This window comes from Veillonella sp. ZSJB6 (assembly GCF_051549505.1).
Lineage (GTDB): Bacteria > Bacillota > Negativicutes > Veillonellales > Veillonellaceae > Veillonella.
Genome location: NZ_JBPUGE010000001.1, coordinates 450,098 through 474,269, shown reverse-complemented (window position 1 = coordinate 474,269; position 24,172 = coordinate 450,098). Strand labels below are relative to the sequence as shown.

At 37.0% G+C, this 24,172-nt stretch carries 24 protein-coding genes; all 24 read left to right on the top strand.

Going from position 1 to position 24,172, the window contains the following annotated elements; all coding sequences use genetic code 11:
• Positions 1–33 precede the first annotated feature (33 nt).
• The 24 genes from priA (at position 34) to miaB (ending at position 24,171) form a co-directional block, all read left to right on the top strand.
• Complete coding sequence (priA, locus tag ACSV5T_RS02200) at positions 34–2,217, top strand: replication restart helicase PriA (RefSeq protein WP_438320181.1); 2,184 nt, start codon at positions 34–36, stop codon at positions 2,215–2,217.
• A gap of 13 nt (positions 2,218–2,230) precedes the next feature.
• Complete coding sequence (def, locus tag ACSV5T_RS02195; RefSeq protein WP_005386746.1) at positions 2,231–2,719, top strand: peptide deformylase; 489 nt, start codon at positions 2,231–2,233, stop codon at positions 2,717–2,719.
• Positions 2,712–3,722 (top strand): methionyl-tRNA formyltransferase, encoded by a 1,011-nt coding sequence (gene fmt / locus ACSV5T_RS02190; RefSeq protein ID WP_438320180.1) that lies wholly within the window; start codon positions 2,712–2,714, stop codon positions 3,720–3,722. Before def ends, fmt begins: the two co-directional genes overlap by 8 nt.
• The gene (locus tag ACSV5T_RS02185; protein WP_105094328.1) at positions 3,706–4,488 is read left to right on the top strand and encodes a DUF116 domain-containing protein; all 783 of its coding nucleotides are present in this window, start codon (positions 3,706–3,708) and stop codon (positions 4,486–4,488) included. The genes fmt and ACSV5T_RS02185 overlap by 17 nt, the downstream gene beginning before the upstream one ends.
• Positions 4,481–5,836 (top strand): 16S rRNA (cytosine(967)-C(5))-methyltransferase RsmB, encoded by a 1,356-nt coding sequence (gene rsmB, locus ACSV5T_RS02180; RefSeq protein ID WP_438320179.1) that lies wholly within the window; start codon positions 4,481–4,483, stop codon positions 5,834–5,836. The genes ACSV5T_RS02185 and rsmB overlap by 8 nt, the downstream gene beginning before the upstream one ends.
• A gap of 18 nt (positions 5,837–5,854) precedes the next feature.
• The gene (gene rlmN, locus ACSV5T_RS02175; protein WP_438320178.1) at positions 5,855–6,901 is read left to right on the top strand and encodes a 23S rRNA (adenine(2503)-C(2))-methyltransferase RlmN; all 1,047 of its coding nucleotides are present in this window, start codon (positions 5,855–5,857) and stop codon (positions 6,899–6,901) included.
• On the top strand, positions 6,894–7,595 hold the full coding sequence (locus ACSV5T_RS02170) for a Stp1/IreP family PP2C-type Ser/Thr phosphatase (RefSeq protein WP_303940418.1): 702 nt from the start codon (positions 6,894–6,896) through the stop codon (positions 7,593–7,595). Before rlmN ends, ACSV5T_RS02170 begins: the two co-directional genes overlap by 8 nt.
• A gap of 27 nt (positions 7,596–7,622) precedes the next feature.
• The gene (gene pknB, locus ACSV5T_RS02165; RefSeq protein WP_438320222.1) at positions 7,623–9,548 is read left to right on the top strand and encodes a Stk1 family PASTA domain-containing Ser/Thr kinase; all 1,926 of its coding nucleotides are present in this window, start codon (positions 7,623–7,625) and stop codon (positions 9,546–9,548) included.
• A gap of 7 nt (positions 9,549–9,555) precedes the next feature.
• Complete coding sequence (rsgA, locus tag ACSV5T_RS02160) at positions 9,556–10,419, top strand: ribosome small subunit-dependent GTPase A (RefSeq protein WP_438320176.1); 864 nt, start codon at positions 9,556–9,558, stop codon at positions 10,417–10,419.
• 1 nt (position 10,420) lies between these two features.
• Positions 10,421–11,071, top strand: a complete 651-nt coding sequence (gene rpe / locus ACSV5T_RS02155) for a ribulose-phosphate 3-epimerase (protein ID WP_438320175.1) — start codon at positions 10,421–10,423, stop codon at positions 11,069–11,071.
• A gap of 246 nt (positions 11,072–11,317) precedes the next feature.
• Positions 11,318–12,031, top strand: a complete 714-nt coding sequence (gene rpsB / locus ACSV5T_RS02150) for a 30S ribosomal protein S2 (protein ID WP_060924643.1) — start codon at positions 11,318–11,320, stop codon at positions 12,029–12,031.
• Positions 12,032–12,146: 115 nt separating this feature from the next.
• Positions 12,147–12,827 (top strand): translation elongation factor Ts, encoded by a 681-nt coding sequence (tsf, locus tag ACSV5T_RS02145; RefSeq protein WP_105085567.1) that lies wholly within the window; start codon positions 12,147–12,149, stop codon positions 12,825–12,827.
• Between the two features lie 62 nt (positions 12,828–12,889).
• The gene (gene pyrH / locus ACSV5T_RS02140) at positions 12,890–13,615 is read left to right on the top strand and encodes a UMP kinase (RefSeq protein WP_024066541.1); all 726 of its coding nucleotides are present in this window, start codon (positions 12,890–12,892) and stop codon (positions 13,613–13,615) included.
• Positions 13,616–13,620: 5 nt separating this feature from the next.
• Positions 13,621–14,181, top strand: a complete 561-nt coding sequence (gene frr, locus ACSV5T_RS02135) for a ribosome recycling factor (RefSeq protein WP_005386731.1) — start codon at positions 13,621–13,623, stop codon at positions 14,179–14,181.
• Complete coding sequence (locus ACSV5T_RS02130; protein ID WP_105085568.1) at positions 14,181–14,432, top strand: hypothetical protein; 252 nt, start codon at positions 14,181–14,183, stop codon at positions 14,430–14,432. Before frr ends, ACSV5T_RS02130 begins: the two co-directional genes overlap by 1 nt.
• Positions 14,413–15,177 (top strand): isoprenyl transferase, encoded by a 765-nt coding sequence (locus ACSV5T_RS02125; protein ID WP_303940410.1) that lies wholly within the window; start codon positions 14,413–14,415, stop codon positions 15,175–15,177. The genes ACSV5T_RS02130 and ACSV5T_RS02125 overlap by 20 nt, the downstream gene beginning before the upstream one ends.
• Before the next feature lie 3 nt (positions 15,178–15,180).
• Complete coding sequence (locus ACSV5T_RS02120; RefSeq protein ID WP_438320174.1) at positions 15,181–16,005, top strand: phosphatidate cytidylyltransferase; 825 nt, start codon at positions 15,181–15,183, stop codon at positions 16,003–16,005.
• An 18-nt stretch (positions 16,006–16,023) separates the two neighbouring features.
• Positions 16,024–17,169 carry a 1-deoxy-D-xylulose-5-phosphate reductoisomerase gene (locus ACSV5T_RS02115; protein WP_438320173.1) on the top strand — a complete coding sequence of 382 codons (1,146 nt, stop codon included), beginning with the start codon at positions 16,024–16,026 and terminating at the stop codon, positions 17,167–17,169.
• A gap of 8 nt (positions 17,170–17,177) precedes the next feature.
• On the top strand, positions 17,178–18,194 hold the full coding sequence (gene rseP, locus ACSV5T_RS02110; RefSeq protein WP_438320172.1) for an RIP metalloprotease RseP: 1,017 nt from the start codon (positions 17,178–17,180) through the stop codon (positions 18,192–18,194).
• An 18-nt stretch (positions 18,195–18,212) separates the two neighbouring features.
• Entirely contained in the window at positions 18,213–19,298 is a 1,086-nt protein-coding gene (ispG, locus tag ACSV5T_RS02105) for a flavodoxin-dependent (E)-4-hydroxy-3-methylbut-2-enyl-diphosphate synthase (protein WP_105085573.1), read from the top strand.
• Positions 19,292–21,010 (top strand): proline--tRNA ligase, encoded by a 1,719-nt coding sequence (locus ACSV5T_RS02100; protein ID WP_438320171.1) that lies wholly within the window; start codon positions 19,292–19,294, stop codon positions 21,008–21,010. The genes ispG and ACSV5T_RS02100 overlap by 7 nt, the downstream gene beginning before the upstream one ends.
• A 117-nt stretch (positions 21,011–21,127) precedes the next feature.
• Entirely contained in the window at positions 21,128–21,955 is an 828-nt protein-coding gene (locus ACSV5T_RS02095; protein ID WP_438320170.1) for a PHP domain-containing protein, read from the top strand.
• Between the two features lie 15 nt (positions 21,956–21,970).
• The gene (locus tag ACSV5T_RS02090; protein WP_129822993.1) at positions 21,971–22,846 is read left to right on the top strand and encodes an Asp23/Gls24 family envelope stress response protein; all 876 of its coding nucleotides are present in this window, start codon (positions 21,971–21,973) and stop codon (positions 22,844–22,846) included.
• 8 nt (positions 22,847–22,854) lie between these two features.
• The gene (gene miaB, locus ACSV5T_RS02085; protein WP_438320169.1) at positions 22,855–24,171 is read left to right on the top strand and encodes a tRNA (N6-isopentenyl adenosine(37)-C2)-methylthiotransferase MiaB; all 1,317 of its coding nucleotides are present in this window, start codon (positions 22,855–22,857) and stop codon (positions 24,169–24,171) included.
• Position 24,172: the final 1 nt, after the last annotated feature.

Here is a 24,172-nt window from a genome sequence, read left to right as displayed (position 1 = left end):
AGACCTTTTATAGTAAATGAAAGGATATAATGTATGCGTGTCGCAAAAGTTATCATCAATAGACCTGCTAAACAACTTCATAAACCGTTAAGCTACTTAATGCCTGAAAAGTTTGGCAATATCTTACCCGGTACACGCGTACTTATTCCTTTAGGCAATAGTCGCGAAGAGGGAATTCTGATTGGCTATGAAGATTTAAGCGAGCCCCCTGAGTTCACATTGCGAAATATTGTTCAAGTATTAGACAATGAACCGTGGTTTACTCCTGAAATGATGGATACTGCACGTCGTTTAAATGAATATTATTTATTCTCTTATGGCGATGCATTACGTTTGTTTACAGTTAATAAAACTCTTAAATCCTATGAAGCACCTAAGGAAGAATGGCTTGTTGTTACGCTTGCTTTTTCTGTAGAACAATTTAGTGAGCGAAAAAAGAAGCAACGAGAGTTAGCCAAATATTTACTTGAAGTAGGTGGTGCATCAAAAGCTTTATTATTGGCCAAAGGATTTTCCCGTATGGTCATTAAACAAGTGAGTGAAGCTCAGGGGATTACCATTGAATCTAGATTTAAAGCTACAAAGACTACCTTTGATGAACTGTTTACAGAAGAAGTCAATATACCATTAACTGATGCACAACAAGCGGTATATGAGCCTATTCAAGAGGCGATGAATTCACATCAACATAAAACCTTTTTATTGCATGGTGTAACAGGTAGTGGGAAAACGCAACTGTATTTAAAAGCCACAGCCCGCTGTATAAGTCAAGATAAGACAGCCATTATACTGGTTCCAGAAATTATTTTGACAGATCAAATTGTACGGCGCTTTGTAGAAACCTTTGGTGATGAAGTTGTAGTATTTCATAGTAAATTAACTGTTCAACAACGCAATAATAACTGGGAGCGTTTGCGTCGTAAGGATAGCCATATTATTATTGGTGCTCGATCAGCAGTTTTTGCTCCAGCAGAGGATATTGGTCTAATCGTAGTCGATGAAGAACACGATACATCTTATAAGCAAGAGGATATGGTTCGTTATCATGCCCGCAACGTTGCCTTATGGCGTGGAGAAGCACATGGTTGTCCTGTCATATTGGGCTCTGCTACACCATCTGTTACTTCGTATTATAAAGCCAAGCAAGGGGAGTATCAGTTGCTAGAGTTACCGCACCGAATTTTTGAACAACCAATGCCAAAGGTAACGATTGTTGATATGAAGGAAGAAATTCTTCATGGTAACTATTCTGTTTTTTCTGATGCTATGAGTAGCTTGATTCAAAAAACATTGAATGAACATAATCAAATGATTATTCTTTTGAATAGACGTGGTTACAATACATTTGTTATGTGTAGAGATTGTGGGGAAACTATTATGTGTCCACATTGTGATGTGGCCATGGTGTATCATCAGGCTGGTGAGGAATTACGTTGTCATTATTGTGAACATCATGAACCAATTCCTACAGTATGCCCAAAATGTCATAGCAAACGTATTAAGTTCTTTGGCTCAGGCACACAAAAGGTTGAAGAAGAATTACGACGGCACTTTAAGTCTGCACGTATTGCTCGACTTGATCAAGATGTGACAAAGAATAAGCAATTAGCAGAAGATATTTTACATGATTTTGGGGCTCATAAATATGATATTTTATTGGGAACTCAAATGGTATCAAAAGGGCATGACTTTAAAGATGTAACAGCTGTTGGTATTTTAACGGCTGATTCCGTTTTAAATATTCCTGTATATACTGCATCTGAACGAACTTTTGATCTGCTTACTCAGACTTCTGGTAGGGCTGGTCGAGGTGATAAAACGGGCAGTGTAGTTATACAAACATATAATCCTTTAAATTATGCTATAATAAAGAGTAAGGCTCATGATTATGTAGGCTTTTACAATGAAGAAATTCAAAATCGTAAAGCCTTAGGATATCCTCCATTTAGGGAGATGATACATATGGTAGTGCGTCATCAGAATATGGACACCTTGGAGACCATTGCTAATCGCATTGTAAGCGATTTAGAGACTCATAAAGGTGATAGCGATATGCTCATCAATGGACCTTATGAAGCAAGTATTAAAAAGGTACGAGACATGTATCGTTTAGCGATTATGATTCGCGGTACCGATTTATCAAATTTAAAAGAATATATATATAATTCATGGATCTTTACACAAGAAGGACTTTTGATTGATGTAGATCCAGTTTAGTATAGGAGTATAAATGGCAGTATTAGATGTTGTGAAAGCAGGTCATCCCGTTTTAAAACAAATTGCGGAACCTGTAGAACATGTTAATAAAAAACTTAGAGCCCTTATCGATGATATGGCTGAGACAATGTATGAAACCGAAGGCGTTGGACTTGCTGCACCTCAAGTAGCTGTATCTAAACGAATTATCGTCGTAGATGATCATGCTGGTAGTGGTCTCATTGCTTTAATTAATCCTGAGATTACTCATGCTGAAGGCTCCCAAGTGGGCCCAGAAGGATGTTTGAGTGTACCTGGTTATTTTGGTGATGTTGAAAGATTCGATAAAATCACAGTTAAAGGTATTGACCCTCATAATAAAAAGGTAACAATTAAAGCTGAAGGGTTCTTGGCGCGTATTTTTCAACATGAAATTGACCATTTAGAAGGGCATTTGTTTATTGAAAAAGCAACTAATTTACGATTGATTACGGATCATCCAGAGGAGAAAGAAATTGTCTAATCAAAAACAATTGCGCGTCGTATTTATGGGGACGCCAGACTTTTCGGTTCCTACTTTAGAAGCATTAATTAAGGCTGGACACTCTATAGTTGGTGTATACTGTCAGCCTGATAAACAAAAAGGTCGCGGTAAACAAGTTCAAATGCCACCTGTAAAAGTGGCAGCTCTGGAACATAATTTACCTGTTTTCCAACCTGTTACCTTACGGGATGAGCAAGTGCAAGCTGAATTAGAAGCATTAAAACCAGATGTAGTAGTGGTTATTGCATACGGTAAAATTTTACCGCCATGGCTTATTCGCTTACCTCAATATGGATGTATTAACGTCCATGCATCTATCTTACCTAAGTATAGAGGGGCTGCGCCGATTCACTATGCTATTTTAAATGGGGATACTAAAACAGGTGTTACCATTATGCATATGGATGATGGTCTTGATACTGGTGATATCATCGATATCGTAGAGACCGATATTTTACCTGGTGAAACAACGGGTCAATTATTTGAACGTATGGCGGTGCTTGGTGGCGAAACTATTGTTCCAGTATTAACTCGTTGGGTTAATGGAGAAATTGTGGCTACGCCACAAGATGATACAATGGCTACACATACTGCTAAGATTACAAAGGAAATGGGGCATATAGACTGGTCTAAGTCAGCCCATGAAATTGTCAATCTTATTAGAGGTCTTAATCCAGCTCCTGGATGTTATACGTATCTCGATGGAAAACGTTTAAAAGTATGGTCTGGTGAAGTGGTCCCAAGTGATACGACTCACTGTTTGATAGATATCCATGGTAAACATGTACCAATTGCTATATCAGCCACAACTATACCTGGTACAATCGTATCTAAAATAGCCGGTTTAGGTGTATATTGTGGTGATGGAAATATAATTCTATTGACAGAGGTTCAGCCAGAAAATAAAAAACGTATTTCTGCTATTGATTTTATTAATGGACATCAGATAAAGGAAGGTATCGTTTTTGGAGACTCAATATAAGCAGTACGAAACGTATCCGTTATACCTGATATTGTCATCAATTACATGTGCCATAATTACTGTAATTATGGGATTTCTAATGTATATATTAGAGCCTGGACTTTCACAATTACATCCTGTTGCACCCATAATAAGTACAGTGATTTTTTCGGTATGCATTTGTGTTATATGGTTATTGTGCGCATCCTTGATTATTGCTAGTTTCGGTATACTACGGTTACATCCTATTGTTTTAAGGCTTGCTAACCAGTTTATATATGGACTGTTTCCGGTGTCCCTATTGATTGGTAAAGTGAGAGGGGTTACTAAGGATCAATTGCGTCAGTCTATGATTGACTTGATTAATCATCTAGTGATGCTTGATATGTATACAGTTGATCCAGAACGTATATTGTTATTGACACCTCATTGTTTACAGGAAAGTTCATGTGTTCATAAGGTTACACATGATGTATACAATTGTAAACAATGTGGTAGATGCCAAGTTGGAAGTTTATTGCAAATTGCTAAAGAGTATGGCTGTCAATTTATAGTGGTAACAGGTGGTACATTAGCGCGAATGAAGGTAAAAGAAGCACGACCAAAGGCTATTGTAGCTATTGCTTGTGAACGTGATTTAGCAAGTGGTATGGCTGATGTATTTCCGATACCTGTCATTGGCGTTTTAAATGAAAGACCTAATGGACCTTGTTGCAATACTACAGTAGATCCTGAACGTGTTCGAGCCGCAGTTGAACAATTAATTGGTAGGAAAAACGATGACTGAAGTTAAAACGAATCAACAACTAAATATTCGATTGCTCGCCGTGAAAGCTTTGAGTGATATTAATCGTAATGGTGCTTATGCCAATATCAAGTTACAAGAGTATTTACAGAAATATCATCTATCCGATTTAGACAGACGATTTTTTACTGAGTTGGTATATGGTGTTATTCGTAGAAAAAATTATCTTGATGCCATTATTATTCACTTTGCAAAACGACCTCTCAAGAAATTATCTTCAATGGTTGTAGAAATTCTTAGACTAGGTATTTACCAAATTATCTATATGGATAAGGTACCTGAAAGTGCAGCTGTCAATGAATCTGTAAAACTGGCAAAAAAGTTAACTAGAGGATTATCTGGATTTGTAAATGCCGTATTACGTTCAGTATTACGTGAAAGTGATAGTATTTCTATTGGTGAACTTGCTAAGTCTGAGGCTGAAGAAATTTCTTTCATTTATAATCAACCTTTATGGTTAGTTAATTTATGGATGAATGAAATGGGGAAGGATAAGACTATAGATCTTTGTGCTTGGTTTAATGAACAACCTCGTTTGACAGCACGTATAAATACTGTAAAAGTATCTATTGAGGATTGTTTAAAAGAACTACGAGATTTAGGTTGGACTGTTGAACAGGACAAAGATATTCCTGAAGTAGTTTATATTGATGCACATCAAGGGTATTTGGAAAAAGCAAAACCTGTTATGGAAGGTCATATTACCTTTATGGATAAAGCCTCTATGTTAGTTGCTCATGTAGTTGATCCTCAGCCAGGAGAGCGCATATTAGATTGTTGTGCTGCACCAGGTGGTAAGTCTATGCATATGGCAAGTCTCATGAATAATACGGGTGCTATTATGAGTTGTGATATATACGATCACAAATTAGAGCTTATGAATCAAAATGCTGAGCGACTTGGAGTATCCATAGTTTTAACTAAGCTACAAGACGGTCGTTATTTACCTGATAATTGGAAAGAACAATTCGATCGCGTCTTAGTAGATGTACCGTGTTCTGGACTTGGCATTTTACAAAAAAAGTTGGATATGCGTTGGCGTAAAACACAATCTTTACTTACTGACTTACCTCCATTACAGCTTGAAATATTAGAAAAAGCTGCTGAAATGGTTAAAGTTAATGGATATTTAGTATACTCTACTTGTACTATCAATAGTGGGGAAAATGAGGATGTACTAGAAAAATTCCTAGCAACTCATAAGAACTTTATCATTGATCCTGTATCATTTGAAGGGTTGCCACAAGCTGCAGATGGTATGATTAGTACATATCCACCACGAGATCAAATGGATGGATTCTTTATGGCTCGTGTAAAACGCATATCATAATAATAGAAATGGAGTACCATGATAGAATTATTGGGTAAGTCTTTAGAAGAGTTACAATCTATCTTTAAGACCCATAATATACAAAAGTTTCGAGCGAAACAATTAATCGACTATATCTATCATAGATATGTGTTCGATTTTCAAGAAATGACACAATTTCCAAAAGAATTGCGTCAGTGGTTAAGTGATAACTGTGTTATTTCTTTACCAACGTTAATTACTGAGTCTGTTTCCCCTGATGGGAAGACTCGTAAAATTCTTGTTGAAATGACAGATCAAAGCCGGGTAGAAGCCGTTTTAATGGAGCAACATTATGGATACTCTGTATGTGTTTCTTCTCAAGTAGGGTGTGCTATGGGCTGTGTATTCTGCGCCTCTACACAGGGTGGTTTATATCGTGATTTAACAGTGTCTGAAATCATTGGACAAGTCGTTATTTTTGGAGCTCTTACAAACGAGCAAATTCACTCTGTTGTAGTTATGGGGGCAGGGGAACCATTACAAAACTATGATAATGTTTTGCAGTCACTGCAACTATTACATGATCCTATGATTTGTAATATTAGTTATCGTAAGATGACTATTTCCACTTGTGGGTGGGTTCCGAACATCTATAAATTAGCTGATGAAGGATTACCTATAACTTTGGCACTCTCATTACATGCTACAAATAATGAAGTGCGTCGTAGTATTATGCCAGTTGGGGCTCGTTATGAATTGACGGAAGTCTTAGATGCGGTAAAATATTATTATGATACGACTCAACGTCGTATCACCTTTGAGTATATTCTTATAGATTCAGTAAATGCATCTATGGAGGAGGCTCATGCATTGGGGAAAATCTGTAAAGATTTCCCAAATTGCCATGTTAACTTAATACCTGTTAATGGCAATGAACATATAGAATTATATAAACCATCTATTACGAATATGAATACATTTAAAGACATCGTTGGTTCCTATGGAGTATCTGTAACAGTACGAAAGGAAATGGGCGATGCTATCCAAGCCGCATGTGGGCAATTAAAAGCAGCTCATGGTCGGAAAAAGGAGAATCATGAATAATTTTGTTGGTTTAAGTAAAATTGGACTTGTGCGTCAGCGCAATGAAGATCGATTTTTTATAGACGGTCCTATTTGTGCTGTCACTGATGGCATGGGTGGATATAGTGGCGGTGAAATCGCTAGTACCTATGCTGTTGATGAAATTAAAGAGTATTTGGCCTCCCTTGAAACAGTGGGGCAACAAGATTTATGTGATGCTATTATTCATGCCAATGAACGTATAGCCAATCGCGTAGCTCATGAAGAACGTCTTGCTGGTATGGGCACTACTGCTGTTGTTACGGCCGTTAATGGTGACCAATTATACTGGGCAAGTGTTGGTGATAGTCGTTTGTATGTATATAGAGATGGTCTTTTACGACAAATTACTACAGATCATTCTATGGTACAAGAATTATTAACTGCTGGAGAGATTACAAAGGATGAAATGCTAAATCACCCTCAACGAAACTTATTGACCCGTGCAGTTGGGGTTGATGATACTTTAGAGGTTGATAGTGGTGTAGAATCTATTCTTCCAGGTGATCGTATTTTACTTTGCACTGATGGCCTATGTGGTTATGTATCAGATGATGTTATTGCTAGTGCATTACAATCTAATAATGATGATATGAAGGTTGTAGAATCATTGATGAAAGCCGTATATGATGTCGGAGCAGGAGATAATGTGACCATTGTGGTGGGAACAATCTAATCTAGAAATGGAGAAATAATGAGTACTATGAATATAAAAGGTATACTTCTAGATAACCGCTACCGAATTGTTGACAAAATTGGCGTTGGCGGAATGGCTGACGTATACCTTGGAGAAGATACCTTATTAGGTAGACAAGTAGCAATTAAAGTATTGCATGCTAACTTTGCTAATGATGATGAGTTTGTTACGCGTTTTAAACGAGAAGCACAAGCGGCGGGCAAACTAAATCATCCTAATATTGTAAATATGTATGATGTAGGGTTTGATCAAGATTTACACTATATCATTATGGAATATGTAGATGGTGAAACATTAAAAGAGTATATAACGCGACATGGAAGACTATCCATAGACGAGGCTGTAAAATTCACTATTGCTATCGCAGAGGGGTTAGAACACGCGCATACGATGGGAATTGTGCATTGTGATATTAAACCTCATAATGTCATTATTACTCGTACGGGGCGTGTAAAAGTAACTGACTTTGGTATTGCTCGAGCTATGAATGCTACCAATACAGTTATGTACACGAATTCAATTTTAGGCTCTGCTCACTATTTATCACCTGAACAAGCCAGTGGGAAACCAGTAGATGGTAATACTGATATCTACTCTTTAGGCGTAGTTTTATATGAAATGCTTACAGGTAAAGTTCCTTTTGAAGGGGAGACTCCAATTGCAGTAGCATTAAAACATGTACGTGAAAAAGTAGCTCCTCCAACTCGATATAATCCTTCAATCCCACCGCTTTTAGAAGCTGTCGTAATGAAGGCATTATCTAAAAACCCTGCAGATCGTTTTGATTCTATTTCTGACATGATAAGTGATTTACGATTGTCTCAAGGCTTTACAATGGGTAAAACTCAACGTCATGAACCATATGATTTTGCAACTCAAATGATTCCTGCTGTTGATCCTGAAGCACTTGAGGATTTCAGTGATATTCAAGAAGATCAAAAAGATGAGGGTAAAAAGAAGAGCATGTTAAGTAAAATAGCATCTATCCCACAAAAATATATCGTCCTAGGGGCTGCCGTAATTTTCTTAGTAGCTTTCTTAGGTGCCTTCTTGAGTTATGGTAATTTCTGGAGTAACACAACTGTAGATGTACCTAATGTTGTGGGGAAACAAGTTTCTGTAGCTAAAAATATTTTAGAAGATAAACATTTGCGTGTTTCTACAAGCGAGGTTACTAATCCTGATGTACCAGCTGGTCAAGTTATTTCTCAAACACCAGGTGCAGGAGAGAAGGTTAAAGAACAACGTACAATTCACCTTGTTGTATCTAAAGGTGTTGGTGATATTACAGTACCGGATTTGTCTGGTTTAACAGTAGACCAAGCTCGACAACGACTTAAAGATGTTGGTTTAGTTGTTGGTAAAGTAACACAACAGTCTGTAGATAATAAACCTGATGGTGTTATCATAGCTCAAAGTCCATCTGGTGATTCTAAAGTTTCTAAAGGCACAACAATTGATCTCGTTGTAAATAAAGCAAAAGCTAAAAAGATTCAAATGCCAAATGTTATTGGTATGACTTTAAAAGATGCACGAGATACATTGAGTAATGCTCATCTTGGTGTTAATCAAGTCGCTGGTTCTGTAGAGGAGAAATCTATTGTAACAGAACAAAGCATAAAAGCTGGCGATGAAATTGATGAAGGTACTGCAGTAAATCTAACTACTGAATATAAAGATGGCAAAAAGAAAGATGATAAAAAATCTGACAGTAGTAGTAATAAAACCACTGGTACGGTAGATATTACAGTACCGGCAGGCTCTAAAAACCAAGAGTTAAAAATTGTCGTAAAAGATGATGACGGTTCAGCTGTTATCTACGATGATACAAATAAACCTGGAGATCGTATTGTTAAAAAAGTGTCTGGTGTAGGTAATGTTCGTATTGAGGTTTATCTCAATGGTGCATTAGTACAAGAAACAGCATTATAGGGGAATTATGATTACAGGTATTGTTGTCAAAAATATGAATGGTTACTTTTATGTACAAGATGATGCAAGTACTGTTCATGAATGTAAAGTTCGAGGTAGATTAAAGAAAGGTCGCTATAGTTTACTTGTCGGTGATCGTGTTACGATTTCTGAGGATGGATTCGTTGAATCCATCCTCGATCGTCATAATTCCATGGTTAGACCTGCAGTAGCTAATATTGATCAAGTTGTATTGGTTGTAGCTGCTCATGAACCAGATATTAATGAGCTTTTACTAAATAAAATGCTTGTCATGATTGAACATGCAGATATCCCGATTGTATTATGTATTAACAAATGTGATTTGATGGATCCAGATACAGAAGCCATGGTAAAGCTTTATAAATCTATCGGCTATGAAGTATTGATGACATCTACATATAATATGACAGGTATTGATAAGTTACGTCATGTGTTAGAGCATAAGGTAACTGCCTTTGCAGGCCCTTCTGGTGTTGGTAAAAGTAGTCTATTAAATGCTGTTGATCCTAAGTTTGCATTCCAAACGGGGGAGGTTAGTGACAAAATAAAGCGCGGTAAACATACCACTCGTCATGCTTCTTTATATAGTTTGGATTCAGATTCTTTTATTATGGATACACCTGGATTTAGTGCGATTGAGTTTAACGATGTTTCATTAGAACGGTTACCCACGTTATTCCCTGAATTTAGTAATTATGTTGATACATGTAAATTTAATCCTTGTTATCATGAACATGAACCTATTTGTGGCATAAAAGATGCTTTAGATGCAGGCCATATTCATCAAGGACGATATGATGCATATATGTCTATACGTAATGACATAGAAAGTCAACGAAAGAGGTTTTAAAATGATTAAAATTGCACCATCTATGCTCTCTGCAAATTTTGCAACATTAAGTGAAGAAATAAAATCTATTGAATTAGCTGGAGCTGATTTATTGCATATTGATATTATGGATGGTCATTTTGTACCAAACTTAACATTTGGTGCACCTATCGTGAAAGCAATCCGTCCTTATACACAATTACCATTTGATGTTCACTTAATGGTTACAAATCCTGGTGACTATGTAGAAGAATTTGCAAAGATTGGTGTAGAGTATTTTACATTTCATCAAGAAACTGTGCCACATATGCATCGTTTAATCCAGCATATTAAACAATGTGGCATGAAAGCAGGGGTTGCACTTAATCCGGGTACACCAGTGTCCTTGTTAGAGGATGTGGCTGCTGACCTAGACATGATTTTAATTATGTCTGTAAATCCTGGCTTTGGTGGGCAATCTTTTATTCCAAATGCTATTAAAAAAGTTAAGCAAGCTAAAATGCTACTAGAGGAAGTAGATAATACAACGGCAGTTATTGAAGTAGATGGTGGCATTAATGATATTACATGTGTCCCAATTAAAAGAGCAGGTGCTACTGTTTTAGTAGCAGGATCTGCTGTATTTGGTGCTGATGACCGAGCACATATGATTGAAGCTATTAGAAATAATTAATATTATTTTTGATAAAGTACTGATATATATAGTAACTAATCCATATTGTAAACTCTATAGATTTTATAAATTTAAGGAGTGAGGAATTCTTAAAGAAATCCTCACTCCTTGCTTGCTTTTACCATAAATTTTTGTTAAAATTATCAAGTATGAAAAATATGCACGTCGGTGGACTTCGGTACTGTGCCTAATTTTGGGTGACCCGAAGGATGAAGCGGCGGAGGTTAATTAACAGGAGGTGCCACAATGGCAGTAGTATCAATGAAACAATTATTAGAGGCTGGTGTACACTTTGGTCATCAGACTAGAAGATGGAACCCTAAAATGGCGAAATTCATCTTCACTGAACGCAATGGTATTTATATCATTGACTTGTCTAAAACAGTTAAAAAAGTAGAAGAAGCTTACTCTTTCTTACGCGAAGTTGCTTCCCAAGGCGAAGTAATCTTGTTCGTAGGTACTAAAAAACAAGCTCAAGAAGCTATTAAAGAAGAAGCTATCCGTGCTAACATGTTCTTCGTTAACGAACGTTGGTTGGGCGGTATGTTGACTAACTTTAAAACAATTGAAACTCGTATTAAACGTTTAAAACAATTGGAAGCTATGGCAGAAGATGGTACTTTCGAAGTATTGCCTAAAAAAGAAGTTATCGGTCTTCGTCATGAAATGGAAAAATTGGAAAAATACCTTGGCGGTATCAAAGATATGCCTAAAATGCCAGGTGCTCTTTTCGTAGTTGATCCTAAAAAAGAAAAAATCGCTATTGCAGAAGCTAAAAAATTGGGTATTCCAGTTGTTGCAACAGTTGACACTAACTGTGACCCTGATGAAGTAGAATTCCCAATCCCAGCAAATGATGACGCTATCCGCGCTGTAAAATTATTGGCTGGTAAAATGGCTGACGCTGTTCTTGAAGGTCGTCAAGGCGAATCCTTAGACGGTGCTGAAGCTGCAGAATAATTCTGTTAAGCTACTTAATCATTTCTGATTAGCATTTGAAAGATAAATCTATAACATATATAATTAGGGTAAGGACTATATCCTTACCTTAATTAGTACTAGGAGGAATAAAATAATGGCAATTACTGCTGCTTTGGTAAAAGAATTGCGCGACATGACTGGCGCAGGTATGATGGACGCTAAAAAAGCATTGGTTGAAACTGACGGTAATATCGAAAAAGCGGTTGACCTTCTTCGTGAAAAAGGTTTAGCTGCTGCAGCTAAAAAAGCTGGTCGTATCGCAGCTGAAGGTGTTGTACAATCTTACATCCATGCTGGTGGTCGTATCGGCGTATTGGTAGAAGTTAACTGTGAAACTGATTTCGTTGCTAAAACTGATGATTTCCAAAACTTGGCACGCGATATCGCTATGCAAATCGCAGCTGTTAATCCTACATACTTAAATCGTGAAGAAGTTCCTGCTGAAGTAATCGAACATGAAAAACAAGTATTGTTGGAACAAGCTAAAGCAGAAGCTGAAGAAGACGTTAAAGCAGGTCGTAAACCAAAACCTGAAGCTGTTTTGGAAAAAATGGTTAATGGCCGTATTGAAAAATTCTATAAAGAAAATTGCCTATTAGAACAAGCGTTCATTAAAGATGGTGACAAAACCGTTACTGATATCATTAATGAAAATATTGCAAAAATCGGTGAAAACATCAACGTACGTCGTTTTGTTCGCTACGGTTTGGGTGAAGGCATTGAAAAACGCCAAGATGACTTCGTAGCTGAAGTAATGGCATCTGTTGGTAAATAATTAAGATATAATAAGAGAACACCGTACAGTGTTCTCTTATTTTGCAATAGAGGAGTAAACACATGGCAAAGAGAAACTTTAGACGTATTGTTTTGAAGTTAAGTGGTGAAGCATTAGCGGGTGAACAAGGTTTTGGTATTAACCCTGATGTTGTTGAAGAATTTGCAAAAGAAATTGCGGCTTTAGCAAAATCCACCGATTTAGAAATCGCAATTGTTGTTGGTGGCGGTAACTTGTGGAGAGGGTTAGCTGGTAGTAACCAAGGTATGGATCGTGCTACAGCTGACTATATGGGTATGCTAGCAACAGTAATGAACTCCTTAGCATTGCAAGATGCATTAGAACAAGCAGGCGTAGATACTCGCGTTCAAACTGCTATCGAAATGCAAGAAATTGCAGAACCTTATATTCGTCGTCGTGCCATTCGTCACTTAGAGAAAAAACGTATCGTAATCTTCGGTGCTGGTCTTGGTAAACCATATTTCTCTACAGATACGACTGCTGCATTACGCGCTGCTGAAATTGAAGCAGATGCAATTCTGATGGCGAAGAAATTTGCTGACGGTGTATATGATTCCGATCCTAAAACGAATCCTAATGCCGTTAAATTTGATGAATTAACATATAATGATATCATTACAAAAGAATTAAAGGTTATGGATGCAACATCCACAACTTTATGTAAAGATAATAATATTCCTATTATCGTATTTAGCATGGACATTCCGGGTAACATTACAAAAGCCGCTAAAGGTGAAGAAATTGGTACCATTGTTCGAGGAGAATAATTCAAATGGAAATTAAAGAACTGTTACAACAAGCAGAAGAACGCATGAATAAGTCTATTGAGGCTTTAAAACATGAATTCGCATCTATTCGTACAGGCCGTGCTAGTGTAGCATTGCTTGATAAAGTAATGGTTGATTATTATGGTAGCCCTTCTCCAATTAACCAAGTTGCGAATATCTCTGTACCTGAGCCTCGTATGATCGTAATTGCACCTTGGGATAAAACTATGATTGGTGCCATTGAAAAGGCAATTTTACAATCCGATCTTGGTTTAAACCCAGGTAATGATGGTGCTCAAATTCGTTTAACTATTCCTCAATTAACTGAGGAGCGCCGTAAAGAAATCGTTAAGGTTGTTCATAAAAAAGCTGAAGATGCTAAAGTTGCAGTACGTAATATTCGTCGTGATGTAAATGATGCATTGAAAAAAGAAGAAAAAGCTAAAACAATTACTGAAGATGATGCTAAAGACGGTTTAGATCAAATCCAAAAACTTACAGATGCTAAAATTAAGCAGATTGATGAGTTAAAAGCAGTAAAAGAAAAGGACGTATTAGAAGTATAATGTTAGATTCTAATAGCCTTATTGGAATGCCATGGCAGCTTGCAAAGTCTCGTTTGCAGGCTGCCCATATTCCTTTTAAGGTAATGATTGGGGGATCCTTTAATCGCTTTTTTGATATTGCCGATAAAGGACTTTATGTAGCACGTATTACCAAGGTTGATGAGTGTTTACATATACTAGTGTATAGACCAATGATTGCCAGCGACTTCGGAAATTCTATCGAGGTAGACTATGCTAAAGAAATTATTTAACCGTAAACCATCTGATACGCCTGATATTGATAGTAATGCGATACCAAAACATGTTGCTATTATTATGGATGGCAATGGTCGTTGGGCTAAACGAAGAGGGATGCCACGATCTATGGGTCACCGTGCAGGGGCAGACGTATTAAAGCAGATCGTTATCGCTGCTGACGATATTGGAATTAGAGCTCTTACGGTATATGGTTTCTCCACAGAGAACTGGAAACGTCCTGAACAGGAAGTTTCTTTACTTATGGCTCTCATCAAAGAATACTTAAACAATAATGTTAAGTATATGCATGAACATAATGTTCGCATTCGATTTATTGGATATATTGGCGCTCTTTCAGAGGAGTTACAACAAATCATTCGAGATGCAGAACTGTTAACTCAGAATAATACAGGTCTTACTTTACAGTTAGCTATTAACTATGGTGGGCGTGATGAAATAGTTAGGACTATCCGCAACATCACCAATTCTGTTGTAGATGGATCTATTACTACAGACGATATTACAGAAGACTATGTTAGTTCTCAACTTTTCACTAAGGAGTTTAGTGACGTAGACTTATTAATTCGTCCAAGTAGTGATTTTAGAATTAGTAACTTTTTATTGTGGCAGCTAGCTTATGCTGAATTCTGGTTTACTGATTTACATTGGCCGGATTTCACTAAAGAAACATTATTAGAGGCTGTTGCAGCATATCAAAAACGAGAACGCCGATTTGGTGGCTTACGCGATGAGGAATAAAAAATGTTAAAAACACGTGTTATAACCGCTGTTATAGGTTTTATTATTGCCTTATGGGCCATTACATTAGGCGGATCTGTGTATGATGTTCTTATTACATTATTAGCTCTATTGGGATGGCGTGAGTTTGTTTTGCTCGGCAAGGCTAAACATGTACGAATGTCCATTTTATGGGGTTATATTAGTATTTTATTATTGATGATTGCCTTTGCATGTCATCAGTATATTTTAACAATAGCTATATTAGTATTGAGTTTATCAGCCAATTATATGTTATGTACATTTGGTGAAAATAAATACTCTTTAGCTAGCGTTTCTTTTAGTGTATTTGGTTTATTATATGTTGGTATTGGCATGATTTCATTGCTCATGATTCGTCATGACTCAATTTACATGTCTTTATCAATGCCATTTGAATTATATAATTGGGGAACAATTACTCTTTGGCTAGTATTGTTTACTACATGGGCTAGTGATACTTTTGCGTACTTTGCGGGTCGTGCTTTTGGTAAACATAAAATTGTTCCATCCATTAGTCCTAATAAAACTTTAGAAGGTTTTATTGGTGGCTTTATTGGCTGCATTATTACAGGTGCTGTATTTTCGTATATCGTGGGTATTCCATGGTGGATGGGTATTCATGTTGGTATGATTAGCGGTATACTTGCACCATTAGGTGATTTATTTGAATCAAAGATTAAGCGATTATGTAATGTGAAAGATTCTGGTACTTTATTACCAGGTCATGGCGGTGTATTGGATCGGTTTGATAGCTTATTATTTACGGCACCTATTACATTGATTTATATATTACTATTCTCGTTCTAATCTAATAGAGGTAAGCTTATGAAATACCTAAGTATTATTGGCAGTACTGGCTCAATCGGTACACAGACACTAGATGTAGTGTCTCAACATCCAGATCAATTCAAGGTGGTTGCCTTAGTGGCACATCATAATATTGACCTCTTAGAAAAACAGATTAAAGAATATCAGCCATTAATAGCCGGTCTAGTTGATGAAAGTGCTTTTAAAGAACTACAAGGACGCTATACAGGTCCTACAAAACTTGTGGGCGGTAAGGAAGCACTCATAGCTGCTGCTACAATTCAAGAAGCAACAATGGTTGTAACTGCTATTGTTGGTGCTGCAGGTATTGAACCTACTGTAGAGGCTATAAAGAAACGTAAGACTATTGGTCTAGCTAATAAGGAAACATTAGTTGCTGGTGGACCATTGATTACATCTTTGGCTAAGGAGTATGGCGTACAAATTCTACCTATTGATAGTGAACATAGCGCAATATTCCAGTGTTTAGAAGGGCAAAATCGCGAGAATGTTGATTCCTTAATTGTTACTGCTTCTGGTGGCCCTTTACGCACTTGGGACTCTGATAAAATTCAAACTGCTACAGCTGCAGACTGCTTACGACATCCAACTTGGAATATGGGCAACAAGATTACGATTGACTCTGCATCTCTATTTAATAAAGGGTTAGAAGTAATTGAAGCTCATTGGCTATTTGGTTTTGATTTTGATCATATTGACGTAGTGGTACATCCACAAAGCATTGTTCATTCAATGATACGAATGAAAGACGGGGCTATCTTAGCTCAAATGGGTAATCCTGATATGAGGGAGCCTATTCAGTATGCTTTGACATATCCTAAACGTGAAACTTTACATATGAATCACTTAGATTTTTCAAAGGTTTTACAATTAGAATTCTTGCCACCTCGATATGATGATTTTCCGGCTCTTCGTCTTGCTTATGAAGTGGGCCGATCAAGCGGTTTTAAACCAGCTGTGTTTAATGCTGCAAATGAAACTGCAGTTTATGCATTTTTAGATGATAAAATCGCCTTTGGTGATATTTATAAAGTCGTTACATCAGTCCTTGAATCTATGGGACATGAAGATGACTTTACATTAGACAATTTATTAGCTATTGATAGATGGGCTCGAGAAAAGGCCACATCATTGATGGTATAGGAGTATATATGACAACGGCATTAGCCACAATATTTGTATTTGGTTTAATCGTGTTTATTCATGAATTAGGCCATTTTATTACAGCAAAAATGTCAGGTATGCAAGTAGACGAATTTGCCATTGGTTTTGGACCTGCCATATTCAAGGTTCAAAGAGGGGAAACTTTATACTCGATTCGTATCATTCCTCTTGGTGGATTTAATCGTATTGCAGGTATGACACCTGACGAGCCTCTTAATGAGCGTTCATTTTATACTAAACCTGCATGGAAGAAATTTATTGTTATTTCTGCAGGTGCTGTATTTAACTTTTTATTGGCCATAGTTTTATTCTTTGGTCTCAATGCAACAGTAGGTAATCTCACGTATACAAATGATCCTGTTATTGGTAATATCATCCCAGGTAGCGCCGCTGAACAGGCACATTTACAATCTAACGATAGAATTCTTACCATCGATGGTAAAAAGATTTCTACATGGGATGAAATCCGTCCTAGCCTACAAGGTACTGCCAATCATGGTGTTACTGTTGTAGTAGATAGAGAAGGGGAAACTGTAGAAACTACAGTGATTCCAAAAATGGAACAGGATAGTCCTAAAATTGGTATTTATCCTAGTTATACTCGAGAAACTTATAGTATTGGAGAATCTTTTAGTTTAGCCGTTACTCGCACAGGTCAAACAATTGTTGCTATGTTAAGTGGCTTATATGATATGATTCGAGGCACACAGGCAGCAGAGCTATCTGGCCCTGTAGGGATTTCACAAATGGCTGGTACTATTGCACAATCTGGCTTTGCGCCACTATTAGGTTTTGCAGCATTTTTAAGTATTAACTTAGGGGTTATTAATCTTTTGCCATTACCTGTATTAGATGGTGGTCATTTAATTATTATTTTGGCTGAAGCTATCACAGGTCGTAAGTTACCTGCTAAGGCACTTATGTATATTCAAATGGTTGGTGTTGCTTTGATGGTAGCATTATTCTTATATGTAACAACTCAGGATATATTCCGATTACTATAAGATAGATGGGAGATTACAATGATTGTACGTAAACCAACAAATGGTATCTATGTAGGTACAGTTAAAATAGGTGATTATGCACCGGTAAGCATTCAATCAATGATTACCACTGATCCGGTTCACACGGAAAAGGCTATTGCTGAAATAAATCGCTTAGCTGAGGCTGGTTGTGAATTAGTACGTGTTGCAGTACCTACAATGGCATCTGCAAAAGCTTTAAAAGCAGTTCGTGCTGGTATCGATATTCCTTTAATTGCTGATATTCATTTCGACTATAAATTAGCTTTAGAAGCTATTGAGAATAATGTTGATGGATTGCGTATTAACCCGGGAAATATTGGTGGAGAGGATAAAGTGTTAGCTGTTATTGAAAAAGCTAAACCTAAACAAATCCCAATTCGTATAGGTGTCAATGCTGGTTCTTTACCTAAGCATATCCTCGATGCTCATGGTGGCCATCCTACAGCAGATGGCATGGTAGAGACTGCATTAGAACATGTGCGAATTCTTGAAAAGCTCGACTATCGCCAAATGAAATTATCCATTAAAGCAACGGAAGTTCCTTTAATGGTAGAAGCCTATCGTAAGTTATCCGATAAGATTCCTTATCCTTTGCATTTAGGTGTTACTGAGGCTGGGACGATAAAACAAGGTACCATCAAGTCTGCTATGGGCATTGGTGCTTTATTATTAGACGGCATTGGTGATACATTACGGGTATCTTTAACGGGTGATCCAATACATGAAATAGAAGTAGGCCGAAGTATTTTAAGTAACTTGGGATTACGCAACTTTGGTGCTACAATGATTTCCTGCCCTACATGTGGCCGATGCCAAGTCAATCTATTTGACATGGCGGGAATTGTAGAGGAGCGCTTAGCATCTATTAAAGCACCGATTAAAGTTGCTGTTATGGGATGTGTTGTAAATGGGCCTGGTGAGGCTCGTGAAGCTGATTTTGGTATTGCTGGTGGTAATGGTCAGGGTATTGTTTTCCGAAAGGGTGAAGTTATCAAGACTGTACCAGAAGCTGAATTAGTAGATACATTATTTAGAGAAATTGATCAATATTTAGAAAACTTAAATGAGGAGTCTTTATGTTAGCCACTAAATTATATGCACCTACATTGCGGGAGGTTCCATCTGACGCTGATGTAGTTAGCCAACAGCTTATGCTTCGCGCAGGTTTTATGCGCAAAACTGCAAATGGTTTATATAGCTTTTTGCCATTGGGGTGGAGAAGTATCAAAAAAATTGAAGCCATTGTACGTGAAGAAATGGATCGTGCTAGTGCTCAAGAAATCATGATGCCTATCTTACAACCTGCAGAAATTTGGAAAGAGTCTGGCCGTTGGAATGCATATGGCGCAGAAATGATGCGTATCAATGATCGTCATGATAATGAATTCTGCTTGGGGCCAACTCATGAAGAGATGATTACAACTCTTGTAAAAAATGAGATTAACTCCTATCGTCAATTACCAGTAAATTTATATCAAATCCAAAGTAAATTCCGTGATGAACGTCGTCCACGTTATGGTTTGATGCGTAGTCGCGAATTTATTATGAAAGATGCATATTCTTTTGATGTAGATGAAGCTGGTTTAGACGAATCTTATAAATCTATGTATGATGCATATACACGTATTTTTACGCGTTGTGGTCTTACATTCCGTCCTGTAGAAGCTGATAGTGGTGCTATTGGTGGTAGCGGTACTCACGAGTTTATGGCTATTGCTGAAGCAGGTGAAGCTGATATCGTATATTGCACTAAATGCGATTATGCTGCTAATATCGAAATCGGTAAGCCGGGCATCATGAAACAAGCAGAAGAAGCTCTTCAAGAGTTATCCGTTGTAGATACTCCAAATGCAAGCACTATTGAAGCCGTTGCAGATATGTTAAATTTACCACTAGAGAAAACGATTAAAGCTGTAGTATTCTCCATTGATGGTAAAGTTGTGTTAGCAATTGTTCGTGGCGATCATGAAGTAAATGAAGTGGCAGTACAACATGCTGTACTTGGTTCTGTAGAGCCAGAAATGGCTACACCTGAAGAATTAGAAAAAGTTGGCTTAACAGCAGGCTTTATCAGCCCAGTAGGATTAAAACAAACAGAGGAGTTTGCTATTGTTGTAGATGAATCTGTTATGGAAACTTACAATGTTTGTGGCGGTGCCAATAAAAAAGATGCGCACTATGTTAATATCAACCCTAAACGTGACTTTAATGTAGAAGATATTATTGTTGCACCAATTCGTTTAATTACAGATGACGATGTTTGCCCAACTTGTGGTGGTGCCTTGGAACATGCTAAAGGTATTGAAGTTGGTCAAGTATTTAAATTAGGCACAAAATATTCTGAAGCATTACAAGCTACATTCTTAGACCAAAATGGTCGTCCTAATCCAATGATTATGGGGTGCTATGGTATCGGTGTATCCCGTACATTAGCTGCTGCTATTGAGCAATACCATGATGAAAATGGTATCATCTGGCCACGTTCTATTGCTCCATTTGAAGCTGTTATCGTACCTATTAATGCTAAAGACGAAGCATTGATGTCCACAAGTCAAACTATTTACACTGCATTACAAAATGCAGGTGTAGATGTGTTACTTGATGACCGTAAAGATCGAGCTGGTGTAAAATTTAAGGATGCTGATTTAATTGGTTATCCACTTCGTATTACAGTAAGTAAAAATACACTTGAAAATAATGAAGTAGAAATTCAAATTCGTAAGTCTGGAGAGGCCATTACATGTGCCATTGGTTCTGTAGCAACTAAGGTTACTGAATTGCTTCAAGATTTATAATTAAATTGCGATTCTAGTGAATACTCATTAGGGTCGCAATTTTTCTTTCTAAACTTGAATTAATAGACTAAATCAGTCATAATTAAAAGATAGGATATTTGTAATGGGAGGTGCTCTATGCTTGTAGATTTTCATATGCATTCCGTTTATTCCGATGGTATTGAAACACCAAAGGCATTATTGCGTCATGCCTTAGATTGTAATGTGTCTATGATGGCTTTAACTGATCATGATGAAATTGATGGCATAAAAGTATTGCGTACTGCTCAACAAGATTTAGATCCTAATAAAACGATTAAAATTATAAACGGCTGTGAATTTAGTGCTGATTATAAAGATAAGTCTATTCACATTTTAGGCTATTGTTTTGATGAAAATAATAAAGAGTTAAATGATTTTATTACGTTCTTTAAAGGAAAACGTGAAGAACGTGTTGATGAAATGATAAGACGCTGTAATAGCGAAGGATATCATATTACAAAAGAAGAATTAATCAAACAATTTCCTGATACTAAAGCTTATGGACGTCCACATATTGGTAAACTTTTAATTGATGGTGGATATGCTAAGGATGTTAATGAAGTCTTTAGAGGAATTCTACGTAAGAACAGTCCTTGCTATGTGCCTAAGGTTAAGGTTGAGGTACCATATATTATAGACATAATTCATAAAGCTGGAGGCCTTGCCGTTATGGCTCATCCCAAGTTGGTAACTAGTGATGAGTATGTGGTGGAAATGTTAGCTTATGATTTTGATGGTATGGAGGTCTACCATACTAAACATAATGATGATGATGTGAAACGATATAAAGCATTAGCTACAGAACATAACTTGTTTATTACAGGTGGTTCTGATTATCATGGAATTCCAGGAAAAGAACCAGATAAATTTGGTGATTATTTAGTATCTGGACATGATGTATCAGAATTTATTAGTTTGTTATAAATAATGAGGTTGACTATGGAAGTCGTTGCATTTGTAGGTAGTAGTGGCACTGGTAAAAGCCATCGTGCGCTCGTAGTTGCTCATGAAAACAATATTGAATGTATTATCGATGATGGTATTTTAATTCACGATAATAAGATTGTAGCTGGTTTTTCTGCTAAAAAGGAATCTAGCCGATTAAAAGCTGTTCGTCGTGCCATTTTCCAAGATGAAGTACAAGTAAAATCAGTACGTGAGCAATTAGATAAAATCAATCCTAATAAACTTATGATTATTGGTACATCCGATAATATGGTTAAGAAAATTACGAAAGCATTAGGCTTGCAAGATCCTGATCGATATATTCGCATTGAGGACGTTGCTACACCTAAAGAGATTGAAAAGGCACAACATGCTCGTCTAAAAGAAGGTAAACATATTATTCCAGTTCCAACGATGGAATTGAAACCTCATTTTAGAGGGTACTTAATTGATCCAATCAAAACTATGTGGCGTCGACGTACATTAAAAAAACAAGACCAAGATACATTGGGGCAAATTGGGTCAGAAGGCTTTGAACGTTCAGTAGTACGCCCTGCTTTCAGCTATTATGGACGACTCACCTTTGATGATGATGTAATTATTAAATTGATTCGCAATGGCTTAAAAAAAGTTGTCGGTGTTGATGAATCAAGTGTTATTTCTTTCAAAAAAAGCGATAAAGGCCAAAATGGTCTAGTCGTAGATATGGCTGTTGTTATTGAACATGGTTATCCTGTTAAATCATTAATGCAACAGGTGCAAAAGTCTGTTCGTAATGAAATCGAATATATTACTGGCATGTCTATTGAACGGATGTCCATAAAAGTTAAAAATATTATAGAAACAAAACGTAAGATTGTTAAAGTATAGGAGTTAGAATGAAGTCTTATTATATTTACACCTATGGTTGTCAAATGAATACTGCTGATTCTGAGCGCTTATCGCATCAGTTAGAATCTGTTGGCTATACACCTACAGAGGACGTAGAAACTGCAGATTTAATTTTATTAAATACTTGTGCAGTACGTGAGAATGCAGAAACAAAAGTCTATGGCCGCATAGGTGAGCTAATGAGACTGAAGAGAAAAAATAAAAACTTAATTCTTGCTGTTACAGGATGCATGGCACAGAAGAATCAAGCTGAAATGTTTAAACGCGCTCCTCATATCGATATTGTCTTAGGTACTCATAATATTCAACATATTAATGAAATGATTGAAGAAGTACAGCGTGGACATACGCATCAAATTAGTGTAGATATGGATAACACTGTACTTCCTGAATTAGAAGCAAAGCCAAATGGTACATTCTATGCTTGGGTACCAATTATGAATGGTTGTAACAAGTTTTGTACCTATTGTATCGTTCCGCACGTTCGCGGTAGAGAGATTAGCCGTCCTGTAGAGTCCATCGTAAAAGAAGTGACTGAACTAGGTGCAAAAGGGTTTAAAGAGATCACTTTATTGGGGCAAAATGTAAACTCTTATGGCTTAGATTTTAAAGATGGTACCGATTTTGGGACACTCATAGATGCTTTAGATGGCATTCCTGGCATAGAACGGATCCGTTATATGACGAGTCATCCTCAAGATATGACTAAATCTATGATAGATGCCCTTGGTCGATCTTCTAATATTGTTACTCATTTACATTTACCGATTCAATCTGGTTCGGACCGTATCTTGAAGAAAATGAACCGACATTATACAGTGGAGCATTATAAAGAATTACTTTCTTACTGTCGTGAGAAAATTAAAGATGTAGTTGTTACTACAGATATTATTGTCGGTTTTCCTGGGGAAACAGAGGAAGATTTCCAAGCTACATTACAATTATTGAAAGACGTACGTTATGATATGGCGTATACTTTCATCTATTCCAAACGTTCTGGTACGCCAGCAGCGACTATGGATGATCAAATTCCTGAAGAGGTTAAGCGTGTACGTTTGCAAACATTGATGGATGTGCAAAACGAAATCTCTTATGAGTTAAATAAACCTATGGAAGGACAAGTGTTCGATATTATTGTTGAGGGGCCAAGTCCTCGCGATGAAGATATGTGGTTTGGTCGGACATCGGGCAATAAAATGGTATTATTCCCGAAAGACGATTCTTTAGCAATTGGCGAAACTGTACCTGCATATATTGATAAAGCACAAACTTGGGTTTGCTACGGTACAATACAAAAGGGGTAAG